The sequence below is a fragment of the Salinicola sp. V024 genome (genome assembly GCF_052645315.1).
Genome location: NZ_JBQXYB010000013.1, coordinates 66,968 through 88,505, shown reverse-complemented (window position 1 = coordinate 88,505; position 21,538 = coordinate 66,968). Strand labels below are relative to the sequence as shown.

Sequence of the window (21,538 nt, the reverse complement as noted above, 5' to 3'; positions counted from 1 at the left end):
CGACGCGGCGCTGGCCTGGCGGCCGCTAGTCTTCGGCTTCCAGCGCGTCGAGTAGGGTGTCGACGTTGTGCTGGAACATGCCGAGGTAAGTGCTGCCTTCGCCGTCCGGCGTCAGCGCGTCGGCGTAGAGCGTGCCGCCGATGGCGACGCCGGTCTCTTCATGCAGCTGATTGATCAGCGCCGGGTTGCTCATGTTCTCGAGGAACAGCGCCTTGGCGTGGCTGGACTCGATCTGTTTGATCAGGTTGCCCATGTCGCTGGCGCTGGGCTCGGCCAGCGTGTTGATGCCCACCGGCGAGAGCAACTGCAGGCCATAGGCATCGGCAAAGTATCCGAAAGCGTCGTGGCTGGTGATGATCAGCCGATTGGCCTCGGGGATGTCCGCCATGCGCTGCTTGGCGTCGGCGTCCAGCGCTTCCATCTTTTCGATGTACTGCTTGGCGTTGGCCTGGTAGTCGTCGGCATTCTCGGGGTCGAGCTTGACCAGCGCATCGCGAATGTTGCGGGCGTACTGTTCGCCGTTCTCGAGATCCTGCCATGCGTGCGGGTCGACATCGCCGTGATGATGGTGGCCTTCCTCGGCAGCGGCGTGATCATGATCGTCATGGTCATGGTCATGGTCATGGTCATCGCCGTAGTCGTGACCTTCCTCTTCTTCATGACCTTCGAACGGTCGTGTCTTGATGCCGTCGCTGGCGACGACGATGTCACCCTCATATTCGCTGGCGTCGATCAGCCGATCGATCCAGCCTTCGAGCTGCAGGCCGTTGACTACGATCAGGTCGGCGTCGGCGAGTGACTTTGCATCATCCGGCTTGGGTGAGAACGCATGCACGTCGCCATCCGGACCTACCAGCGAGGTGACCGCGACATGATCCCCGCCGACGGTTTCGACCATATCGTCGAGGATGCTGAAACTGGTGACGACCTTGAGCGGGTCCGCGTGAGCGTAGACCGGTGACAGGGCGGCGATACTCAGGCTACCGGCGAGCACGCTCTTGAGCAGCGTTGAAGCGATCGATTGGCGGGACATCGTGAATCCTCGTAAAGAGTGGAACGGTGGTGAATCAGCGGGGAGCGGGGTACTGAGTGATGAGTGCCGGCTCAGCCGTGAGCGTCCGGCGGCAGCATCGGTTGAACCCGGCGGCGCCAGCGGGCAAAGACGCTGTGATAACGTCCGAACAGCGCGGAAAGCAGGTAGACCACGCCGGCGAACAGAATGATGCAGGGCCCGGAGGGCAAGCCGGCGTGGTAGGAGAGCAGCAGCCCGCCGACGCTCGAGACCATGCCGATGGCGATCGCCAGCCCCATCAACCCCTCGAGCCGCTTCGACCAGAAGCGCGCGGCGGTGGCCGGCAGCATCATCAGGCCGACCGCCATCAGCGTGCCCAGGGTCTGAAAACCGGCGGTCAGGTTGAGCACCATCAGGCCCAGAAACAGCCCGTGCACCGCGCTACCGCGAATGCCTTGGCCGCGCAGGAACAGCGGGTCCAGGCATTCGACGACCAGGATGCGGAAGATCGCGGCCAGCACGATCAGGGTCAGGCTCGACACGCTGACGATCAGCCACAGCGCGGTACCATTGACGGCCAGAATCGAGCCGAACAGCACGTGGGTCAGGTCGACGCTGCTGCCACGCATCGAGATCAACATCACCCCGGCGGCGAGCGAAATCAGATAGAAGCTGGCGATGGCCGAGTCTTCCCGGTGGCCGGTCAGGCGCGACACGCTGCCCGCCAGCCCCGCCACCAGCAGCCCCGCGAGCAGGCCGCCGAAACTCATCGCCGGTAGCGAGAACCCTGCCAGCAGAAAACCGACCGCGACGCCGGGCAGCACGGCGTGGGCCATGGCATCGCCGACCAGACTCATGCCGCGCAGCGTGAGAAAGACCCCCAGCGGCGGGGCGACCAGCGACAACGCCAGCCCGGCCACCAGCGCGCGGCGCATGAAGCCGAAATCCAATAGCGGAGAGAACAGCCAATCGATCATGTCGGCGTCTCCGCCGGTGAAGAGGCGTCGCCGGCCCGAGAGGGCGCCGACCAAGTTCCGTGCCCGCGCTCCAGCCGCAGAGTGCGATCGGCCAGTCGCGTCATTTGATCGTGATCGTGGAGCACGATGATGATCGCCGCACCCTCGGCCGCCATGGTGCGCAGCACGTCGATCAATACCTCGACGGTCGCGGCATCGACATTGGCAAACGGCTCATCGAGCAGCAGCAACTGGGCTTCCTGCATCAGCGTGCGGCCGAGCAGGGCGCGCTGGCGCTGGCCGCCGGAAAGCTCACCCAGCGGGCGGTGTTCGAACGCCTGCAGACCCAGACGCTGCATTACCGCCTGGCCACGGCGATACTCCGGTGGCCCGTAACGCTTGAAGCTGCCGTGGGTCGGCCAGCAGCCGCTCATCACCAGTTCCTCGACGCTCATCGGGAAGGTCAGATCCAGCGCCAGCTGCTGCGGCAACCATGCACGGCGGGCATTGGGTACCTCGCAGCGAACGCGACCGCTGACCGGGCGAAGTTCGCCCATGATGCCCTGGACCAGCGTGCTCTTGCCGGCACCGTTTGCGCCCACCAGCGCGGTAATCGTGCCGGCCTCGAAATGACCGTCGATATTCTCCAGCACCATCCGGTTGCCCTGCGCCAGCGACAGGGACTCCAGCGTCAATAGCGTGTCGGGCTTTGCCATGGATCGTGTCTGCAACGGAGCCATCAACCGAACGCCCCGCCCGCCCAACCGGCGACGAGCCACAGCACCGCCAGAGGAATGAGCGCCAGCAACACACGCCGCCCAGCGCCCAGCGACATCAAGGAAAAGTGGCACGGCCCATCGGGGCGATGGCGGTGACGATGTGACATGAACAGATCTACCTGAAGAAAACAGGCAGAAAGGTTATATCATAACAAAATGGGTGCCAAGCAGAGATTACAAGTGCGCCCGTCTTGTAAGAGATCGCTGACAAGCCTTTTGGCGGGGTTGTGGTACGGCGGGATCTGCGTTACCTAGAGTTACAGGGTGGTAATCCAGGAGGAGGTCGATTGGTACCATGCCTACAAGCATGACATGTAAGCTTAACAATTGGCAGCGCAATGATAGATTTTTCGCCGCGATGCTACTCCAAACTAGCGCGCGAACCATTAGGTAATAAGGGAAAAAAATGTACGATCCGGAGACAGACATATACGAAATGGAGAATGACAAACCTTTAGTCTTGCTCATCGGTGGTGTTGGCCATGAAGGTGTATTAAGTTCATTGCGAGCAGCCGGCCGGCAATATAAAAATAAGCTGCTGGAATCTAAAGCCGCAAACTGGGAGTCGATTGTCTCTTACTTTGATGAGTTCCCAGTTGAAGGGGTGTTAGTAAAGTTATCACCCTCTGCTATTACGCTCGCTTGCAACTCGGAATACAATGGTATTCGAGAAAGACTTTTCGAAAAAATAGCCAGCGTTCCAAACATTCTATTTGTGTATGAAGATATCTTGTCAGGAAATTATAAACAAGACGATGATTGGGAAGGCTACCATCGCAAGCCAACACACGAGGCAAGAGAGCAGTTTTTTGAATTTATTGCGGACTACGAAATTAAATTAATGCCATACAAAAGGAACGCTGAGGTCACAGTGATGGCTCAAACGTTTCTCGCGGATACTGAGCATAACTTACTTTTCAGAATATATACTCCAAGTGGCCGCCTATGGTTTAATGAAGCTGACAAATTGCTACAGCTATTTAGAGATTACTTGGCAAAAGTGTCAGGCTTGTCAGTAAGGCTTGACCAGATTCGAACGGATAAAGGTGTTATTTACGAAATACATAGCGATAGCGCCGATCGGAATACGGATGTTGATTTCGAGTTTTCGGGGTTCACTCAGTTCATGGATTTGTGTGTTGCTGATCTTGACGCTGCTGCAAAGGTTTTGAGGAGTAAATCAATAGCAGAAAAAGATATTATACCAATCTTGTCTCGCTATTCCAAAGAAGCGAAGCGCTTAAGTGTCGATTTGAAGCATGAGCGAGAAAGCAAAGTTTTAAGTATACGACACCGCCTTGAGTCAGAGCTTGTTGATAACATGCCTGAAGCAACAGATTGGAGTTTTATTGGGCAGCTAATTAATATCACGGTTCCGCAATTAAGTGGTACACAAAGTGCGATTGCTATCGATCAAAATCTTTCTATGGTTACAGGAATAGGTCCCACCCATAATCTAACAATTAACTTGAATCCCCAGATTGTAGAAACTGTAAATGGCGTTATAGCACAAGAAATTACGGGAAACCAAAATACTGGATTAGAAGCAAAGCAATTACTAGAGCTAATCCAAAGCTATGGCGGAAAAGATGCCGCTGAGTTGGCATCATCGGTGCACGAGTTAGAGGACACTAGTGCGCCAAAAGGAGGGCGGTTAAACGCGAAGCAGCGTCTTAAACGTTTTCTCATAAGTGTAAGTTCCAAAGGCGGTGACGTTGCGACAGGTGTTTTGCAGTCGTACATTGAAACAAAACTGGGGCTCTGAGCAGGAGCTCATGCCTAAAAAGCGTAAACTTGGAATCAATAAAGCCTCGTTCATCCGTCACGATGCTTTTATTGATCCGGTTACGCCAAGCGTTACATCAGGTTTTGGCCGAACGCGGCCTCTAGAATCAACCTCACTCCTCCAGCGCGTAATCGATCGTCGTCACCACCCGCACCCGCTTGATATCGGGGGTATAGCTGTCGAGATCCTCGATCGAGAAGTAGCCTTGGCTGGCGCTGCGAATCGCGCCGACGCGACTGCCTGAATCTCTGGCGAATTGCTGAGCGACGCCGCGGGCATCCTTGGTGGCTTCGGCGACCATTTCCGGCTTGAGGTCATTGAGGCCGGTGAGCAGGAATTCGGTGCGGTAATCGTAGTTGGGTGACAGCACGACGCCGGCACGCACCAGTTCTCCGGTCTGGGGCATTGCTTTCTTGACGTTATCGACTGCCGGGGTTCGCAGCAGCACTGTGGCTTCGGCCTGATAACGCTCGTCCGGCCGGTCGGCGCCATAGAGATTGGCGAATCGGTCGGTGACCTGGGGGGAGGTCACGGTGATGTTGCCGGTCTCGAAACCCCGCTGGGTCAGGAATTCGCGAATACGGGTTTCCTGAGCGGTCAGGTCGCGCTGCAGCGTTTCCAACTCGTTGGCGGTGTCGGTGTAGTGCAGCGGCCAGAGTGCCATGTCCGCCGCCACCTCGCGTTCCGAGAGCCCCTTGACGGTGACGCTGCGGCCGGCATCGCGCCAGGTTTCGGCGGCATCTTCGATATAGCTGCCACCCCAGATCATGCCGATTGCCAGCAGGCCTCCCAGAATCACCGCGCTGCGTGTCGGTAGCATTGCTTTCTCCTGTTTCCATAGCCGTCTGCTAGCATTGTCCTGATAGCCAGTATCGTAGCCGGTTATCAGTGCCGTGGGGTAGACCGCCGCCGTCTGGCAATCCGGTGACCCTATCCATCAATCCCGGTGATATTTGATTTCAGACTGACTGATTAGCCAGCTAATAAGGTGATCTCCATAATCTCGTCATCGGTTAGGCCAAGGGGCCAACCACTCAAACGAAGATGATTGGAGGTTCACCATGAAAACTCGCATTCTCGCCGCTATCGCACTGGCCGTCGCACTCCCTGCCGCCGCTCAGGCCAACAGCGTCATGGAGCAACGCGCTTTCGCTCAGCAGCATGAAGCGCTGAATACTCAGACAACTTCCAGCTATCAGTTGCTGCCGTCCGACTATCGCATCGATAACGTCAGCGGTGGTCACAGCACCGCGGCCGATCACTCCCTGGCCTACGTCGCAGCGATCACGCAGCGGGCAACCGCTATCGCTGGTGGCAATAGTGAGCTGGTCGGCCAAGGCCAGAGTGATGCAGCGGCGCAGTCGCTGCAGAACGTCAATGGCGGCGGCGATACCGGGCAGGGCAATGTCGAAATGTCTTTCGCCAGCCTCGATTGATCGATAAGGCTTGATCAAGTTGCGCCCGGCCAGCGGGCGCTCGAAACAGGCCGAAACTGCTCAGGTACTTTCAGGTTTGCCGTGCTTCTGACCTCCAGTGGCTTTTAATCTCCATTGGCTGTGATTTCCAGTGCTTTGGGATTCCAGCATCTTTAATACCCGTACCTCCAACTTCCCCGATCCATCCTCTGGATCGGGGTTTTTTATGGGTGAAAGGGCAGGCCAAGCCATTGGCAAAAACTAACGGCGATGCCTCGATCGCGGTGCCAGACATGACAACGCCCGGCAGTGGCGAGATGACCGTTTTGGAGTGCCGACCGCGGCGGGACCGAGCTGGCGTCCATCAATCCCGGTGATACTCGAATTCGGGTCAACTGATTAGCCAGCTAATAAGATGCCCGCCATAATCTCGTCATCGGTTAGGCCAAGGGGCCAACCACTGAAACGAAGATGATTGGAGGTTCAACATGAAAAATCGCATTCTCGCCGCTATCGCACTGGCCGTTGCACTACCGGCCGCCGCTCAGGCCAACAGTGTCATGGAACAACGCGCTTTTGCTCAGCAGCATGAAACGCTGAATACGCAGACGACTTCCAGCTATCGGGCGCTGCCGACCGACTACCGTGTGAACACCTTCAACAGCGGCTATAGCGTTGAAGCGGGTCGTGCGCTGGCCACCGTCGAAGAGACCACCCGCCACGGGACCCATCTCATCGGTGGAAGCAACGACCTGATTGGTGAGGGCCACAGCGTGGCCGCCGCTCAGGCGCTGCAGAATGTGAACGGCGGCGGCGATACCGGCCGCGGCAACGTCGAAGTGACTTTCGCCAGCCTCGACTGATCGAAATCGCTGTGACGCCAGGCGCCCGATTGCCGGGCGCCCTGACAGGAATTGAAACTCGAGCCGTATGACGCTCGAGCCGGCACGACCACTTTTTGGTTCTTCTTAGTCGCTTCTTGCTAGTTGGTACTTCCAGGTTCCCTGTACCTCCAACTTCCCCGGTCCATCCCCTGGTCCGGGGCTTTTTATGTGCGCAGTCTTTTAATTCCCGCTTACGTCGAACTTCTACTGGCCGTCGATTTTCTGCTGACCATCGATTTTCTACTGACCATCAATTTTTTGCTGACTGAGATGCTCCATGAAGCGTCGGCGCCATTCGAGCAGGCTGTTGCGCCTGAGAATGCCGATCATCTGCTGGTAGCGTTCGCGACGCTCCTGCTGCGACATGTTGAGCGCCTGATCGATGGCACTGGCGATGGCGTGCACGTCGTAGGGGTTGACCAGTAGCGCGCCGCTCAGCTCCTTGGCGGCGCCGGCCAGTTCGCTGAGCACGAGTACGCCGGGGTCGTCGGGGTCCTGGGCAGCGACGAACTCCTTGCACACCAGGTTCATGCCGTCGCGCAGCGGGGTGACCAGGCCAACCCGGGCGGAGCGGAACAGGCCGATCAGCGCGTCGCGGGGGTAGGTCTGGTTGAGATAGTGCACCGGCACCCAATCGAGATCGGCGTAGGTGCCGTTGATGTGCCCGGCCATCTCCTCGAGCTGGCGACGCAGCTCGTCGTATTCCGGAATCGCGCTGCGCGAGGGGCTGGCGATCTGCATGAACATCGTCTTCTGGCGGCGATGTTCGAAATCAGTAAGTAGTGCTTCGAAGGCGTTGAAGCGCTGAATCAGGCCCTTGGAGTAGTCGAGGCGATCGGCGCCGATGATCAGGTCGCGTTCGCCGAGATCTTTTTGGAGCTGAAGCGCCTGTTCGTTGGCACAGGAGCGTTCGGCCTCATCGGCCAGCTCATCGACGTCGATACCCACCGGGTAGACGCCGGTGCGCACCTTCCGGCCGTTGCATTCGATGGTGTCGCCGGTGACCTCGGCGCCGAAGGTCTCGATCGCCGCCTGGCGGAAAGCGTGCAGGTCGTTACTGGTCTGAAAGCCGATCAGGTCGTAGTGCAGCAGGTCGTCGAGTAGTTCGCGATAGCCGGGCAGCGCGCGCAGCAGATCGTAGCTGGGGAAGGGGATGTGCAGGTAAAACCCCATCGGATCCTTGATGCCCTTCTGGCGCAGTTCCTTGGCCAGCGGCAGCAGGTGGTAATCGTGCACCCAGATCAGCTCACCGCCTTCGAGCAGAGTGCTCAGCGCACCGGCAAAGCGCTTGTTGACCCGCCGGTAAGCCTTGGCGTAGCTCAGCCGGAAATCCATGGCGCCGAGATTGAAGTGAAAGACCGGCCAGAGGACCTCGTTCGAGAAGCCGAGGTAATAGTCGTCGTAATCCTCCTGAGACAGCGACAGGGTGGCGTAGGTGATGTTGCCACGCTCGACGGTGTTGGGCTCGCTGGCGGGCGATTCACTGACCTGGCCGTCCCAGCCGAACCACAGCCCGCCATACTCGTTGAGGGCGCCGGTGATCGCCACGGCAAGGCCGCCGGCCTCGGATTTGCCGGGTTCGGGGATGGATACGCGATTGGAAATGACGATGAGACGGGTCATGCGGGCTCCTCTCAGCCATGGCTGAGATGCAACGCCGAGTCGATCGACTCGACCCTGCAGTAGGTCTGCGGGAAAATGCGCCACAGCGCGGGTTTGGTAGTGTCCAGGTCGTGGGAGAGCAGACCCGGGAAAGGGCCGACAAGGCTTGTTACGAGGTCGTGTTCTGCGTCGCGCGGCGGGGTCAAGCGCCTTGCGCTGCCAGACTCTCCAGCCATGTCAGTACCTCCTGTACTGATTCGAGATAGCAGCTCGCGGCGGTCTCCCCTTGGCTGCCGACTCGCACGGCATGGCCGCCGCGAGCGTTGACGACGCGAAAGGCATCTTCGTCGGTGACATCGTCGCCGATGAAAACCGGCGTGCGCGCCTGGAAAGCCGGTGTTTCATCGAGCAGGCGGGCAACGGCGGTTCCTTTATGATAGCCGCCGGGGCGCAACTCGAGGACGCACTTGCCGGAAATCAGTTCGAACGTGTCGCCGAGGGCCCGATGCTGAGCCTCGAAAAACTCGTGACACGCTTCATCGAGCTCCGGGGCGCCACGGTAATGCAGCGTCAGCGACACGCCCTTGTCTTCGTAGTGCAGGCCAGGGTGACCCTCGACGAAGGCTGCCAGGGCATTCCGGCAGGAAGCCAACTGGGCGGGCTGGTCGATTGCCGTATGACGCGTGCCGTCGGCGTCGCGCCACTCCAGCCCGTGGATGCCGGCCATCGGCAGGGAAACCGGCGCAAGCAGCCGCTCGAGCTGATCCAGCGGGCGTCCGCTGACCACCGCCACGGCACCGTCGAAGGTCCTGTCGAGTTCGCCGAGCAGCGCTTTCAGACGCGGCGATACGTGGACATCGTCGGGATGGGCTTCGAGCGACACCAGGGTGCCGTCGAAATCGAGAAACAGCGCCCAGTCGCGACGAGGCGGGGGCAGCCGAGAAGAAGGCCGGTTCGAGGATGGTTTGGACATGGGCCTGCGCGAGCTCTCTGAGTGAAGGGTCGGGTCCGTCGGCGTAGCTCGGTCCGGTATCGTCGGCTCTGGTGTCGTCGTGTCCGGGGTGTCGGCCGCTTTAATGCTCGGCCTGTTCGAACTGCTCGGCGGCGCGCAGGGCTTCTTCCTGAGTCGTATGCTCGGAGACGACGTTCTCGTTGTCGGGCTGGCTTTCGTCGATCACCACCCAACCGGTGATCGTGTCTTTCAGGTCGCTGCTGTCGAAAACCGGTTCGACGCGGGCTTGTTTCTGCATTTTTCATCCTCCGTGATGATGTCGCTCAGGGTTGAGCGACGGGTCTCGATGGTTCGAAAGAACGTTATCGATAGTTCGAAAGACGTTCTCGATGATTCGAATGAATGGTCCTGATGGTCTGAGTGAGCGGTCTCGTCGGCATGGCAAGCCATCGCAACGCTTGCCTGCCCGCGCGCCTCAGTCGTCGTCTGCGGCCGACGCCTGGAATGCCCGCTTGTCATCGGGAAGCCTAACCATGTCACCGACGCTGAGTTCGCCGTGGGTGTCGTGGCGATCACCGTCGTCGCCGACCAGCGCGGCGACCTTACCGATGCTCACGCCGTCCTTGTAGGCTTCTACCTTCACCCGCACCGTGGAGCCGTGGTAGCGAGCGGTCAGCATCGTTCCCGGCTGCGGCGTTGCGCGATGCTGCTCATCCTTGGCGTAGTGAGCGTCGACGCTGGCGCCACCCGGGGTGTCCCATTCAACATGCTTGTGCATAGCGGTTTCCTTAACATTGGTAAGCGTGCTGTTCAGCGTAGCCGTTAATCGTTCGGTCTGCCGTCGCCTCGAGAGTGGCGCTGTTCGTCACCCGTCATGCGCTATCATGGGGGCGGTCAGGCACGCCGAAAGGTGAAGACACGAACCGTTACGAATGCTTGTCTTTTGGGCGCCGTGCCAGCAGAGTAAACATCGTCTTTCACGACCTCATACAAGTCTTTCACGACCCTACAAAGAGCGACAACAACGATGAAGAAGACAGTACTCGCACTCGCCATCGCGGCAACCACGGCCTGCGCCGGCGTCGCCCAGGCGGATGTCAAAGTGGGATTTCTCGGGGGCTTCACCGGCGGTATTGAAAGCCTGACGCCGCCGATCTTCGATGGCGCCAAGCTCGCCGTGCAGGAGGTCAACGAGCAGGGCGGCCTGCTGGATGGTGAAGACATGGTGATGCCGTCAGGCGATACGACCTGTTCGGACGCCTCGGCTGCCTCCAACGCTGCCGATCGCCTGGTGAATAGCGAGAAAGTGACCGCGATCGTCGGCGCGCTATGTACCGGTGCCACCATTGCGGCGGCCAACAATGCCGCGATCCCCGGCGGCGTGGTGATGGTCTCGCCGGCTTCCACCGCTCCGGCGGTGACGGATCTCGACGACAACGATCTGGTCTTCCGGACCGTGCCTTCCGATGCCTTCCAGGGCGAGCAGCTGGCCAAGCTGCTGCTGTCCAAGGGCATCGAGGATGTCGCCGTGACCTACGTCAACAATGACTACGGTCAGGGCCTCGACGACGCCTTCACCAAAACCTTCGAAGCCGAAGGCGGCTCGGTCTCCGCCAATCTGGCGCATGAGGACAATCGGGCGGACTATCGTTCGGAGATCGGCAAGCTCTCTTCCGGCGGTTCGCAGACGCTGGTCGTGCTCGCCTACGCCGATACCTCGGGCCAGACGATCCTGCGTCAGGCCTACGAAAGCGGCGCGTTCACTCAGTATGCCGGCGGCGACGGCATGGTCGGCAACTCGCTGGTCGAAGCGGTCGGCGCCGACGTACTCGAAGGCATGATCGCGACACGTCCGGGCTCCCCGGATGCGCCGGGCGGCGATGTCTTCAACGATCTGGCGAAGAAGGCCGACATCGATCCGAGCGCGGTGTTCGCGGCGCAGTCCTACGATGCCGCCTTCCTGCTGGCGCTCGCCATCGAGAAGAACGGCAGCGCGGACCGCGAAGGCTTGTCCAAGGCACTTCGCGATGTCGCCACCGAGCCGGGCGAGACGATCCTGCCGGGTGAATGGGAGAAAGCCAAGAAGTTGCTCAAAGAGGGTAAGGAGATCAACTATCAGGGCGCTTCCGGCAACCAGGAGTTCGACGACAACGGCGACGTGCCGGGCATCGTGGTCGAAATGGCGGTCGAGGATGGTAAGTTCGTCACCAAGGGTGCGATTGGTGAATAAATAGCGAGCCGCCGACGACTGATCGGCGTCACTGTTCAGATAGCAAAACCCCGAGCTCAGGCTCGGGGTTTTGCGTTTCGGGCTTGGTAAAATCGCTCAATCGTGATGTGCGACCTTCTCCGGTATCAGTCCGCGCGGGGCGAAGCGCAGCACCAGCAGAATCAGCAGGCCGATCACGAACACCCTCGCCTGCAATGCGCGACTGTCGAGATTGCCCGGCTGCCAGTCGAACCAGTGCGAGCCCAGTGCGACGAAGGCGTGCATCACGGCCAGCGCCATCGGCCCCGACATGATCCAGATCACGTAGACCAGCACGGCGCCGAACAGGGTGCCCAGATTGTTGCCCGGGCCACCGAGAATCACCATCACCAACACCAGGAAGGTGTGATTGAGCGGCAGGAAGCCCTGCGGATCGAACAGGCCGTTGAAGCTGGTCAGCGCCGCGCCGCCGATGCCCATCAAAATACAGCCGAAGACGAAGATCTCCTGACGGCGGCGATTGATCGACTTGCCCATGGCCGCGGCGGAGACTTCGTTGTCGCGGATGGCGCGGATCATGCGGCCCCAGGGGGCGTGATAGGCGCGATGGAGCAGGAAGAAGATCACCGCGATCATCACCACAGTCACAGAAAGATAGAGCGCTCTCGCCGTCAGAAAGCCGACGTCACCGGGTTCCGCCACCGGCCAGGACAGCGGCGAGATCGTCGCGGTGCCGCGAGTGAGCCAGTCGGAGTTCTTGAGAAACGCTTTGATGATCTCGGCGATGCCCAACGTCGCGATGACCAGATAGTCGCTGCGAAGGCCGAGGCAGATATGACCGATGAAGTAGCCGACACCGCCGGCCAGCACGCCGCCCACGATCCAGCCCAACCATACCGGCAAGCCCAGGCCGCCGATGAACTCCACCTGGGATTCGATATCGCCGGTCACGCTGCGCAGCCAGCTGATCACGACCAGGTAGCCGACGAGCCCGGCGACGATGGCCAGCGTCGTGCGCAGCAGTTTGGGAACGCCGATGCGATCGAGCCGGCTGATGCCGAAGACCAGCGCGGTCACCACGACCATCGCCAGCAGCACCCAGCCCAGGCGGCCGGGAAGATCGCTCGCCCAGAATTCGTGATTGACGGGGATGCTGAAGAACGTCGCCGAGAAACCGCCCAGCGCCACGAAACCCATGATGCCGGCATTGAACTGGCCGGCGTAGCCCCACTGGATGGTCAGGCCGAGGGCGAGAATCGCATAACAGGAGGCTTCCACCAGCATGCGCGTGGAATAGGCCGGGCCCATGGTCGCGAACACGGCGAGCACGACGATGGCCAGCCCGCCGAACAGCACGAGTTCGCGCTTCGGCATCGCGCGGCGGGGCGCGGTTTGCCTTGAGCTGGGCGTATTGGAAGTCGAGTTCATCAGATCACCTTCCCTTTGAAGATGCCGGTCGGACGCCAGATCAGTACCGCGATCAGAATGAAGAAGGGCACGACGATTTTGTATTCGGTACCCACCAGCGCGAGGTTGTTGGGGAGTTCCAGCCACGTCGGCAGGCTATCGCGCAGCGGTCTGAGCAGCACCGACCAGTTGAATACCGCCAGCGTTTCGGCGAAGCCGACCAGGAAGCCGCCAGCGATGGCGCCATACGGGTGACCGACGCCGCCGACGATGGCAGCGGCGAAGATCGGCAGCAGCAGGAAGAAGCTGAGATCCGGCTTGAAAGCGACATCCAGCGACAGCAGCGTCCCCGCCAGGGTGGCAAGCGACCCGGCGATGACCCAGGTCAGCGTGATGATCAGTTTGGTGTTGATGCCGGAGGCCCGAGCGAGATCGGGGTTGTCGGACATCGCCCGCATCGCCTTGCCCAGTCGGGCCCGCGTCAGAAACAGGTGCAGCCCGACCACGGCGATCACGGTCACGATGAACAGAATGATCTGCGGTTCGGTGAGGATGATCGGTCGGGTCACGCCGGGCACGTCAATGCGAAAGATCTCCTTGCGCGCGTCGACGTAGAGATTCTGGGAGCCGGTACCGGCGAACAACCGGATCAGACCCTGCAGCATCAGGGTGACACCGAGCGACGCGATCACCATCACGATCGGTTTGACGCCGTGATTGCGCAGCGGCTGATAGAACGCGCGATCGATCCCCACGGCGATCAGTGAGGTGATCGCCATCCCCACCGGCAGCATGACGATGGCCGTGGGCAGGCCGAGCGGGTCGCCGGCATGGGGAAAGGCCAGCGTCAGCAGCAGTACGGCGAGGGTGCCGAGGGTCATCATGTCGGCATGGGCGAAGTGGGCGAAGCGCAGGATGCTGTAGATCAGCGTCACGCCGACCGCGCCGATAGCGTAGATGCAGCCGGTGACGCTGCCGGCGATCACCACATAGTTGAAGAAATAGATCAGCTCATTCACGACAGGGTCTCTCTTGAAAGCGGGGTCTCGCGGCCGGGAATACCGGACGACAAGGCGGCGTCAGCCACCGAGGAAGCTCTTGGCCACCTGCGGATCATCGAGCAGCGCCGCGCCGGTATCGGTGAAACGGTTCTGCCCGGCCGCGAGCACGAAGCCCTTGTGCGCGATACGCAGCGCCTGCTTGGCGTTCTGCTCGACCATCAGCACGCCGACACCGGCGGCATTGATGGTCTTCACCCGCTCGAAGATTTCGTTCATGTAAAGCGGCGAGAGCCCGGCGGTCGGCTCGTCGAGCAGCAGCACGCTGGGTTCGTTCATCAGCGCCCGGCCCATGGCCACCATCTGACGTTGGCCGCCGGAAAGCTCGCCGGCCGGCTGACGGCGTTTTTCCAGCAACGGCGGGAAGAATTCGTAGATCTGGGCCTTGAGCCGCGAGGCGGTGGCGGGCTTGAGGAACGCGCCCATCTCCAGGTTCTCCTCGACGGAGAGACTGGGGAAGATGTTCTTCTCCTGGGGGACGAAGCCCATGCCCATTTCCACCAGCTTGTGGGGAGAAAGGTTGGTAATCGCTTCGCCGCGCAGCCGGATCTCGCCCTGGGTAATCGTCAGCAGGCCGAATATGGCCTTGAGCATGGTCGATTTGCCGGCGCCGTTGGGCCCGATGATGACGCCGATCTCATCGGCCTCGATCGTCATGTCGACGCCGTTCAAGATGTTCATGCCGCCGTAGCCGCCATGAACGTCGATTGCTTCGAGTAGTGGCATTGTGTGCTCGTTTGTTATTGCGTCGCGAGTACTGGCTGTTGTTTTCGAGCCTCGAGCCGGTTCCGGGCTCCAGGTCGGTTCTGAAATCTAGGCAGGCTCGGCGCCAAAGTACGCTTCGATCACTTCCGGATTGTTCTGGATCTCGGTGATCGACCCTTCCATCATCACCTGACCCTGGGCCAGCACGATGACCGGATCGCACAGCCGCGCGATCATGTCCATGTCATGTTCGATGACCAGGAAGGTGTAGCCGAGCTCGCGATTGAGGCGTTCGATATTGCCCATCAGGTCACCGAGCAGGGTGCGATTGACCCCGGCGGCGATCTCGTCGAGCAGCACGACGCGGGCATCGGTCATCATGGTGCGGCCCAGCTCGAGGAGCTTCTTCTGGCCCCCGGAGAGATTGCCGGCCAGTTCGTTGCGCACGTGCGAGAGCCCGACGAAGTCGAGCACTTCGAGCGCACGGCGGCGAACTTCGGCTTCCTGACGTCGCACTTCGCCGGGTTTCAGCCAGGTGCTGAACAGCGTCTCGCCTTCCTGGCTCGGCGGCACCATCATCAGATTCTCGAGCGCCGTCAGGTGACTGAACTCGTGGGCAATCTGAAACGTGCGCAACAGCCCTTTATGGAAGCGCTGGTTAGCGGAGAGGTGGGTGATCGCTTCGCCGTCGAGCAGCACCTCGCCGCTGTCGGGCATGAGGCTGCCGGCGATGATGTTGAACAGGGTGGACTTGCCGGCACCGTTGGGACCGATCATCCCGGTGACCGAGCCCTTGGCGACCTGGATCGAGCAGTCGTCGATGACCGTCAGGCCCCCGAACGACTTGCGGATATTGCGGACATCGATGATCGGCGTCATCGGGTTTCCCTTGGCACGTTTTTACTATTGTTCGAGCAAGCCCGCCGATAAGGCGGCGCTCCTGGCAGTCGCTTGTTGATGATGTTGCCGATTGTACAGCGGTCGCTCATCTTGAATAGTCTTTCTTGTTCAACGCTCGAACGCCACAAACGAATACACCCGCCGAAGGGCGGGTGTATCGATGTCACGTCACGCGTTCGAATCGGCGCGTGATCAGCCTTTCTTGCCGGCTCGCTTGCGCTCGTTCTCGGTCAGGTGCTTCTTGCGCAGACGAATATGGCTCGGCGTCACTTCTACCAGCTCATCGGAGTCCAGGAACTCGATCGCCTGTTCGAGCGTGAACTTGATCGGCGGTGTCAGCACGATATTTTCATCGTTACCCGTCGAGCGCATGTTGTCGAGCTTCTTGCCCTTGGTCGGGTTGACCACCATGTCGTTGGCACGGTTGTTGATGCCGATCAGCATGCCTTCGTAGACTTCCGTGGCGTGATCGATGATCAGCTTGCCGCGCTCCTGCAGGGCGTAAAGCGCATAGGCCAGGGCCTTGCCGCCGACCATGGAGACCAGCACGCCGTTACGACGCTCGATCGAGGCGTCCGGCTTCAGCGGGCCGTAATGATCGAAGCGGCTGGTCAGGATGCCGGTGCCCGAAGTCAGGGTCAGGAACTGACCACGGAAGCCGATCAGACCCCGCGCGGGGATGATGAAGTCCAGACGCACACGACCCTTGCCATCCGGGTTCATGTTGGTCATCTCGCCCTTGCGGTAGCCGAGCTCTTCCATCACCGAGCCCTGATGCTGCTCTTCACAGTCGATGATGACTTCTTCGTACGGCTCCTGCTTGACGCCGTCGATCTCGCGGATGATGACCTCGGGGCGGCCCACGGCCAGCTCGAAGCCTTCGCGGCGCATGGTTTCGATCAGCACCGAGAGGTGCAGCTCGCCGCGGCCGGAGACCTTGAATTTCTCCGGGGTCTCAGCCTGCTCGACACGCAGCGCCACGTTATGGATCAGCTCCTGGTCGAGACGATCCTTGATGTTGCGGCTGGTGACGTACTTGCCTTCCTTGCCGGCGAACGGCGAATCGTTGACCTGGAAGGTCATCGAGACGGTCGGCTCATCGACGGAGAGCGGCGGCAGCGCTTCGACGGTGTTGACGTCGCACAGCGTGTCGGAGATCGCCAGGTTGTCGATACCGGTGATGCAGACGATGTCGCCGGCGGTGGCTTCGTCGGTCTGCACGCGTTCCAGACCCATGTGAGTCATCACCTGGCCGATCTTGCCCTTACGGGTCGCGCCTTCCTTGGTGATGATGCTGATCTGCTGGCTGGGCTTGACGCTGCCGCGCTTGATGCGGCCGAGACCGATGACGCCAACGTAGCTGTTGTAGTCCAGCGCCGAGATCTGCATCTGGAACGGGCCGTCGAGTTCGACCTTGGGCGGTTCGACGATGTCGACGATCGACTGGAACATCGGCGTCATATCGTCGGCCATCGCGTCCGGTTCCATGCCGGCGATGCCGTTGAGCGCGGAGCAGTAGATGATCGGAAAGTCGAGCTGCTCGTCGGTGGCGCCGAGGTTGTCGAACAGATCGAAGATCTGATCGACGACCCAGTCCGGGCGCGCGCCGGGACGGTCGACCTTGTTGACCACGACGATCGGCTTGAGACCCTGGGCGAAGGCTTTCTGGGTCACGAAGCGCGTCTGCGGCATCGGGCCGTCGACGGCATCGACCAGCAGCAATACGGAATCGACCATGGACATGACGCGTTCGACTTCACCACCGAAGTCGGCGTGTCCCGGCGTATCGACGATATTGATGTGGTAATTGTGGCCTTTACCGTCGTCCCAGCGGATCGCGGTATTCTTGGCCAGAATCGTGATGCCGCGTTCCTTCTCCTGATCATTGGAATCCATGATCCGGTCTTGGCCTTCGGCCTTGCGATCCAGCGTGCCGGACTGGCTCAGGAGCTTATCGACCAGTGTCGTCTTGCCATGGTCGACGTGGGCGATAATGGCAATGTTCCTAATGCTCTCGATACGAGCGTTAGAGGCGTTGTCACTCATGGGGCGGTTTCCATCGTAAAATGTGTGCGCCCATGTCTAAGTCGATGATCCGCGCTCTAGCGCTGGATCGACGAGTCCCCTGGGCACTGAGTAGGAGGGTCGGGCGCGCATTGTACAGCCAAGCGCGCGACACTGGCTACTTTAGTCTATCGGGATATTGTGTCGATGGATCGCAGGATCTTTCTGGGCGATTTCCGCGCGTGGCGCCAGCCAGAGCGATAGGTAGGGCGATGTCTATCGATCAATACGGCGGTGTGTCTATCGACAAGGGCGGCCACGGTGGTTCGAGGATGCTCATGGGTGATGCCGAGAGAGTGTGCGAGTGGATTCACGCCGATGCCTGGCGCATGAGCGCGCTGCGCCAGGCGCGTTCGCTGGGCTTGCCCGACTGGTGGCTGGCCGCCGGATTCGTGCGCAATCTGGTCTGGGATCGGCTGCACGGCCATGTGCCGTCGACACCGCTCAACGATATCGATCTGGTCTACTTCGCGCCCGCCAGGACCAGCGCGCTGATCGATCGCCAGCAAGAAACGAGCCTCATCGACGCCACCGGTTTGCCCTGGTCGGTGAAGAATCAGGCCCGTATGCATCGCCGACACGGTCATCTTGCCTACACCTCTATAGAGGAAGCGCTGAGCGTGTGGGTCGAGTGTGAAACCGCGGTGGGGGTGACGCTGGATGACGATGACGGTCTTCACCTGATCGCGCCATTGGGTTTGGCGTCGCTGCTGGCCGGACGCGTCACCCACAATCCGCGCCATGGGGATCGCGAGGTGTTTCGTCGTCGGGTCGTTGCCAAGGGGTGGGGTCGTCGCTGGCCGCGACTCGAGATAGAAGGCCTGCCCGGCGAGAGCTAGCTCGGCAGCTTGCCCAGCAACCAGTCGAACAGCCGGCCCGGGCTGTTGGCGACCGGTTGCGTGATCAGAAAACGCGGCAACAGAACGGTGTCGTTCGGCGGCTCCAGCCAGCCGGCACGGCGGGTCAGGACGCGCTCGAAGCCGGCGTTGACGGCCAGTCTGGTCAGCGCCTCGTCCGCAAACTCACTGTTGCAGGCCGCCACGTTCAGCGGTTGGCGGCACAGCACCGCCAACTGATGCTGACTGTCGCGCAGTCGATGGAGCGTCTGAAGACTGCCAGGCGTGGAGCGCGCCGGCATCAGGTTGCCGAAACGAAAGAGTCCGCCCTGTTCGAGACGGCGGATGCTGAACGCATCGAGTGCCTGATCGGTAAATGCCGGTTCGTTACCCAGTGATTCGGCGATCATGCCCAGTGCGGCCCCTTCGTGCGACCGTTCGAGTTCATCGATGTAGATCTTGATCTCCTGGCTGTAACGCTCGTCGCGGTGGCCGTTGGCCAGCGGCGGCATCGGCAGGCTCGCGTCGGCGAGCAGCCGGTGCGCACTAGCGGCGGTATCTTTGCGCCACAGCGCTTCGCCGATGACTTCGTGCCAGCTGCTCCAGGCCTGCTGGGTGACCGGGCAGGGGAGAAACACGTTGGCGGGAAGCGCCAGCCGCTCCAGCGTCGGCGAAACCTGTTTGAGCGTGTCGCGCCAGCCGCCGTCGAATGTCAGCGCAATCCGGGGCAGTTGATCGTGGTGCAAGTGCAACGCGCTTTCCAGACTGACGATCTGGGCGCTTTCAGTGAGACTTTCCAGCAGTTGCCGGAAGCTGTCCGGGCCCAGACACCAGTCGGATCGATGTGGCAGGCGGGCCTCGGCTTCGTCAGCCATCACCCGGCGCAGGGCTAGAATGGCGCTGCGGCCCCACAATGGTTCACTCAGATTGAGGCGCCAGTGGCCCCTTAGGCGTTGTACGACGTCCTGTGTACGATCCAGCCTGGGCATGGGAAATTCCGTTACTGAAGTCGTTGATCGCCATCGCTTCCGGCGCCTTTCTATACTCTCTACAGTATCCGTTGCCGATCGCGTTTGGGCAAAGTTTCCGGGCGAAGTCGTGCGAGACATTGTGGTGCATTTGACTCTATAGGCGCGCCAAACTGGTGCATAAGGCAATCAACCGATCTAGGCTGAAAGCCAATAGAAAGGCCGTGAGTCTCGTATGAAGCTTTCGATCTGTAGGGAATCGTCTTTTTTATCATCCGCTTACGGCTTCATTTCACCGCTTTGCTTCATTTTGGCACATTCTCTGCATGACAATGTAAAAACGGTGTGCGCGTGGGCAAGAGTGCCGACTTCATGCTACAAAATACGCACGCCACACATACGTACGCCAAACAACGGTGTTGGTCATTCGCCAACGAATCGAGCCATGGCTCACAGTGGAGGACAACATGTCTGAGAAAACCCTCGCCCTTATCGAAGAACACGACGTCAAGTGGGTGGATTTGCGCTTTACCGATACCAAGGGCAAGGAGCAGCACGTCACGATCCCTGCCACTGCCATCGATTCGGATTTCTTCGAAGACGGCCAGATGTTCGACGGCTCTTCCATCGAAGGCTGGAAAGGCATCAACGAGTCCGACATGATTCTGCGTCCGGAAGACGGTACCGCGTTTCTCGACCCGTTCACCGAAGACTCCACCCTGGTGCTGCGTTGCGACATCATCGAGCCGGCCACCATGCAGGGCTATGAGCGCGATCCGCGCTCCATCGCCAAGCGCGCCGAAGCCTATCTCAATAGCACCGGCCTGGGTGACACCGCGTTCTTCGGCCCGGAGCCGGAATTCTTCATTTTCGACGAAGTGCACTGGAAGTCCGATATCGAGGGCTCCATGTACAAGATCTCGTCCGAAGAAGGTGCCTGGTCCACCGACCGTCAGGTCGAAGGCGGCAACCTGGCGCACCGTCCGCGCGTCAAGGGCGGCTACTTCCCGGTTCCGCCGGTCGACAGCTTCCACGATATCCGTAGCGCCATGTGCAACACGCTGCAGGCGATCGGTCAGGAAGTCGAAGTGCATCACCACGAAGTGGCCAACGCCGGTCAGAACGAGATCGGTGTCAAGTTCAACACGCTGGTGAAGAAGGCCGACGAAGTTCAGGAAATGAAGTACGTCATCCACAACGTGGCGCACGCTTACGGCAAGACGGCGACGTTCATGCCCAAGCCGCTGGTGGGCGACAACGGTTCCGGTATGCACGTTCACCAGTCTTTCTGGAAAGACGGCACCAACCAGTTCGCGGGTGACGAGTACGCAGGTCTGTCCGAGATGGCGCTTTATTACATCGGCGGCATCATCAAGCATGCGCGTGCTCTGAACGCCTTCACCAACGCCTCGACCAACTCCTACAAGCGTCTGGTGCCGGGCTTCGAAGCGCCGGTCATGCTCGCCTATAGCGCGCGTAACCGTTCCGCGTCCATTCGGATTCCGTATACCTCCAACCCGAAAGGCAAGCGTGTCGAGACGCGTTTCCCTGACCCGACGGCCAACCCGTACCTGGCCTTCTCGGCGATGCTGATGGCCGGGATCGACGGCATCAAGAACAAGATTCATCCTGGCGATGCCATGGACAAGAATCTGTATGACCTGCCGCCGGAAGAAGGCAAGAAAGTGCCGACCGTGGCGACCAGCCTCGATCAGGCGCTGGAAGCACTCGACGCCGATCGCTCCTTCCTGACCGAAGGCGGCGTGTTCACCGACGAGATGATCGACGCCTACATCGCGCTGAAGAGCGAAGACGTCGAGCGCCTGCGTCTGGCGACGCATCCGGTCGAGTTCGATCTCTATTACAGTGTCTAAACGGGCTTGAGCGTATAGCCCCGCGGACCTGACGGAAGCCCCACTCTGGTGGGGCTTTTTTCGTGGCACGTCACGTTCGTGCGCTTTCAGCCGATGTTGTGCCTGGCCGATAGGAGATATCGGACGATAAC

Annotated in this window: 21 protein-coding genes; 6 read left to right on the top strand and 15 right to left on the bottom strand. The window is 60.3% G+C overall.

From position 1 onward, the window contains the following. Positions 1–25: 25 nt before the first annotated feature. The 4 genes from ACUN9V_RS16455 to ACUN9V_RS16440 form a co-directional block, all read right to left on the bottom strand. Complete coding sequence (locus ACUN9V_RS16455; RefSeq protein ID WP_445512184.1) at positions 26–1,033, bottom strand: metal ABC transporter substrate-binding protein; 1,008 nt, start codon at positions 1,031–1,033, stop codon at positions 26–28. A gap of 71 nt (positions 1,034–1,104) precedes the next feature. After that, the gene (locus tag ACUN9V_RS16450) at positions 1,105–1,989 is read right to left on the bottom strand and encodes a metal ABC transporter permease (protein ID WP_075560619.1); all 885 of its coding nucleotides are present in this window, start codon (positions 1,987–1,989) and stop codon (positions 1,105–1,107) included. After that, positions 1,986–2,684: a metal ABC transporter ATP-binding protein gene (locus ACUN9V_RS16445; protein ID WP_445512183.1), complete on the bottom strand. Its 699-nt coding sequence runs from the start codon at positions 2,682–2,684 to the stop codon at positions 1,986–1,988. The genes ACUN9V_RS16450 and ACUN9V_RS16445 overlap by 4 nt, the downstream gene beginning before the upstream one ends. A 23-nt stretch (positions 2,685–2,707) precedes the next feature. Then, positions 2,708–2,854, bottom strand: a complete 147-nt coding sequence (locus ACUN9V_RS16440; RefSeq protein ID WP_445512182.1) for a hypothetical protein — start codon at positions 2,852–2,854, stop codon at positions 2,708–2,710. 299 nt (positions 2,855–3,153) lie between these two features. Between ACUN9V_RS16440 and ACUN9V_RS16435 the strand changes: the two genes are divergently transcribed. After that, complete coding sequence (locus ACUN9V_RS16435; protein ID WP_445512181.1) at positions 3,154–4,512, top strand: hypothetical protein; 1,359 nt, start codon at positions 3,154–3,156, stop codon at positions 4,510–4,512. A gap of 133 nt (positions 4,513–4,645) precedes the next feature. Here ACUN9V_RS16435 and ACUN9V_RS16430 read toward each other — a convergent pair whose 3' ends face one another. Then, positions 4,646–5,353, bottom strand: a complete 708-nt coding sequence (locus ACUN9V_RS16430; protein ID WP_445512180.1) for an SIMPL domain-containing protein — start codon at positions 5,351–5,353, stop codon at positions 4,646–4,648. 241 nt (positions 5,354–5,594) lie between these two features. Here ACUN9V_RS16430 and ACUN9V_RS16425 point away from each other — a divergent pair, with 241 nt between their 5' ends. Beyond that, the gene (locus ACUN9V_RS16425) at positions 5,595–5,969 is read left to right on the top strand and encodes a hypothetical protein (protein WP_445512179.1); all 375 of its coding nucleotides are present in this window, start codon (positions 5,595–5,597) and stop codon (positions 5,967–5,969) included. A 467-nt stretch (positions 5,970–6,436) separates the two neighbouring features. Beyond that, positions 6,437–6,811, top strand: coding sequence for a hypothetical protein (locus ACUN9V_RS16420; protein ID WP_445512178.1), 375 nt, complete (start codon positions 6,437–6,439; stop codon positions 6,809–6,811). Positions 6,812–7,072: 261 nt separating this feature from the next. On the opposite strand, the gene ACUN9V_RS16415 is transcribed toward ACUN9V_RS16420, so the two are convergent. From ACUN9V_RS16415 to ACUN9V_RS16400, 4 genes are all read right to left on the bottom strand, one after another. Continuing rightward, a complete protein-coding gene (locus ACUN9V_RS16415; RefSeq protein ID WP_445512177.1) occupies positions 7,073–8,455 on the bottom strand; it encodes an alpha,alpha-trehalose-phosphate synthase (UDP-forming) in 1,383 nt (460 codons plus the stop codon). 181 nt (positions 8,456–8,636) lie between these two features. Then, positions 8,637–9,407: a trehalose-phosphatase gene (gene otsB / locus ACUN9V_RS16410; RefSeq protein WP_445512176.1), complete on the bottom strand. Its 771-nt coding sequence runs from the start codon at positions 9,405–9,407 to the stop codon at positions 8,637–8,639. Positions 9,408–9,507: 100 nt separating this feature from the next. Further along, a complete protein-coding gene (locus ACUN9V_RS16405; RefSeq protein WP_168170618.1) occupies positions 9,508–9,684 on the bottom strand; it encodes a hypothetical protein in 177 nt (58 codons plus the stop codon). A gap of 177 nt (positions 9,685–9,861) precedes the next feature. After that, positions 9,862–10,164, bottom strand: coding sequence for a hypothetical protein (locus ACUN9V_RS16400; protein ID WP_075560629.1), 303 nt, complete (start codon positions 10,162–10,164; stop codon positions 9,862–9,864). Between the two features lie 249 nt (positions 10,165–10,413). Between ACUN9V_RS16400 and ACUN9V_RS16395 the strand changes: the two genes are divergently transcribed. Beyond that, on the top strand, positions 10,414–11,616 hold the full coding sequence (locus ACUN9V_RS16395) for an ABC transporter substrate-binding protein (protein ID WP_075560630.1): 1,203 nt from the start codon (positions 10,414–10,416) through the stop codon (positions 11,614–11,616). A gap of 96 nt (positions 11,617–11,712) precedes the next feature. On the opposite strand, the gene ACUN9V_RS16390 is transcribed toward ACUN9V_RS16395, so the two are convergent. The 5 genes from ACUN9V_RS16390 to typA form a co-directional block, all read right to left on the bottom strand. Further along, positions 11,713–13,023 carry a branched-chain amino acid ABC transporter permease gene (locus tag ACUN9V_RS16390; RefSeq protein ID WP_445512175.1) on the bottom strand — a complete coding sequence of 437 codons (1,311 nt, stop codon included), beginning with the start codon at positions 13,021–13,023 and terminating at the stop codon, positions 11,713–11,715. Continuing rightward, the gene (locus ACUN9V_RS16385) at positions 13,023–14,021 is read right to left on the bottom strand and encodes a branched-chain amino acid ABC transporter permease (RefSeq protein WP_075560632.1); all 999 of its coding nucleotides are present in this window, start codon (positions 14,019–14,021) and stop codon (positions 13,023–13,025) included. Before ACUN9V_RS16385 ends, ACUN9V_RS16390 begins: the two co-directional genes overlap by 1 nt. A 60-nt stretch (positions 14,022–14,081) precedes the next feature. Next, positions 14,082–14,786 carry an ABC transporter ATP-binding protein gene (locus ACUN9V_RS16380; protein ID WP_439286752.1) on the bottom strand — a complete coding sequence of 235 codons (705 nt, stop codon included), beginning with the start codon at positions 14,784–14,786 and terminating at the stop codon, positions 14,082–14,084. A gap of 87 nt (positions 14,787–14,873) precedes the next feature. Next, positions 14,874–15,644, bottom strand: coding sequence for an ABC transporter ATP-binding protein (locus tag ACUN9V_RS16375; RefSeq protein WP_439286753.1), 771 nt, complete (start codon positions 15,642–15,644; stop codon positions 14,874–14,876). 213 nt (positions 15,645–15,857) lie between these two features. Continuing rightward, a complete protein-coding gene (gene typA, locus ACUN9V_RS16370) occupies positions 15,858–17,711 on the bottom strand; it encodes a translational GTPase TypA (protein WP_075560635.1) in 1,854 nt (617 codons plus the stop codon). A gap of 230 nt (positions 17,712–17,941) precedes the next feature. Between typA and ACUN9V_RS16365 the strand changes: the two genes are divergently transcribed. Beyond that, positions 17,942–18,568: a nucleotidyltransferase family protein gene (locus ACUN9V_RS16365; RefSeq protein WP_445512174.1), complete on the top strand. Its 627-nt coding sequence runs from the start codon at positions 17,942–17,944 to the stop codon at positions 18,566–18,568. Here the strand turns inward: ACUN9V_RS16365 and ACUN9V_RS16360 are convergent. Then, positions 18,565–19,554, bottom strand: coding sequence for a polysaccharide deacetylase family protein (locus tag ACUN9V_RS16360; protein ID WP_445512173.1), 990 nt, complete (start codon positions 19,552–19,554; stop codon positions 18,565–18,567). The two genes, ACUN9V_RS16365 and ACUN9V_RS16360, sit on opposite strands and share 4 nt — an antisense overlap. Before the next feature lie 446 nt (positions 19,555–20,000). Here ACUN9V_RS16360 and glnA point away from each other — a divergent pair, with 446 nt between their 5' ends. Beyond that, positions 20,001–21,407: a glutamate--ammonia ligase gene (glnA, locus tag ACUN9V_RS16355; RefSeq protein ID WP_075560638.1), complete on the top strand. Its 1,407-nt coding sequence runs from the start codon at positions 20,001–20,003 to the stop codon at positions 21,405–21,407. Positions 21,408–21,538 lie beyond the last annotated feature (131 nt).

Bases quoted from the DNA above. Each gene is read 5' to 3' on its own strand.
- ACUN9V_RS16455 (WP_445512184.1), bottom strand. From the start codon at position 1,033: ATGTCCCGCCAATCGATCGCTTCAACGCTGCTCAAGAGCGTGCTCGCC.
- ACUN9V_RS16450 (WP_075560619.1), bottom strand. From the start codon at position 1,989: ATGATCGATTGGCTGTTCTCTCCGCTATTGGATTTCGGCTTCATGCGC.
- ACUN9V_RS16445 (WP_445512183.1), bottom strand. From the start codon at position 2,684: ATGGCAAAGCCCGACACGCTATTGACGCTGGAGTCCCTGTCGCTGGCG.
- ACUN9V_RS16440 (WP_445512182.1), bottom strand. From the start codon at position 2,854: ATGTCACATCGTCACCGCCATCGCCCCGATGGGCCGTGCCACTTTTCC.
- ACUN9V_RS16435 (WP_445512181.1), top strand. From the start codon at position 3,154: ATGTACGATCCGGAGACAGACATATACGAAATGGAGAATGACAAACCT.
- ACUN9V_RS16430 (WP_445512180.1), bottom strand. From the start codon at position 5,353: ATGCTACCGACACGCAGCGCGGTGATTCTGGGAGGCCTGCTGGCAATC.
- ACUN9V_RS16425 (WP_445512179.1), top strand. From the start codon at position 5,595: ATGAAAACTCGCATTCTCGCCGCTATCGCACTGGCCGTCGCACTCCCT.
- ACUN9V_RS16420 (WP_445512178.1), top strand. From the start codon at position 6,437: ATGAAAAATCGCATTCTCGCCGCTATCGCACTGGCCGTTGCACTACCG.
- ACUN9V_RS16415 (WP_445512177.1), bottom strand. From the start codon at position 8,455: ATGACCCGTCTCATCGTCATTTCCAATCGCGTATCCATCCCCGAACCC.
- otsB (WP_445512176.1), bottom strand. From the start codon at position 9,407: ATGTCCAAACCATCCTCGAACCGGCCTTCTTCTCGGCTGCCCCCGCCT.
- ACUN9V_RS16405 (WP_168170618.1), bottom strand. From the start codon at position 9,684: ATGCAGAAACAAGCCCGCGTCGAACCGGTTTTCGACAGCAGCGACCTG.
- ACUN9V_RS16400 (WP_075560629.1), bottom strand. From the start codon at position 10,164: ATGCACAAGCATGTTGAATGGGACACCCCGGGTGGCGCCAGCGTCGAC.
- ACUN9V_RS16395 (WP_075560630.1), top strand. From the start codon at position 10,414: ATGAAGAAGACAGTACTCGCACTCGCCATCGCGGCAACCACGGCCTGC.
- ACUN9V_RS16390 (WP_445512175.1), bottom strand. From the start codon at position 13,023: ATGAACTCGACTTCCAATACGCCCAGCTCAAGGCAAACCGCGCCCCGC.
- ACUN9V_RS16380 (WP_439286752.1), bottom strand. From the start codon at position 14,786: ATGCCACTACTCGAAGCAATCGACGTTCATGGCGGCTACGGCGGCATG.
- ACUN9V_RS16375 (WP_439286753.1), bottom strand. From the start codon at position 15,644: ATGACGCCGATCATCGATGTCCGCAATATCCGCAAGTCGTTCGGGGGC.
- typA (WP_075560635.1), bottom strand. From the start codon at position 17,711: ATGAGTGACAACGCCTCTAACGCTCGTATCGAGAGCATTAGGAACATT.
- ACUN9V_RS16365 (WP_445512174.1), top strand. From the start codon at position 17,942: ATGTCTATCGATCAATACGGCGGTGTGTCTATCGACAAGGGCGGCCAC.
- ACUN9V_RS16360 (WP_445512173.1), bottom strand. From the start codon at position 19,554: ATGCCCAGGCTGGATCGTACACAGGACGTCGTACAACGCCTAAGGGGC.
- glnA (WP_075560638.1), top strand. From the start codon at position 20,001: ATGTCTGAGAAAACCCTCGCCCTTATCGAAGAACACGACGTCAAGTGG.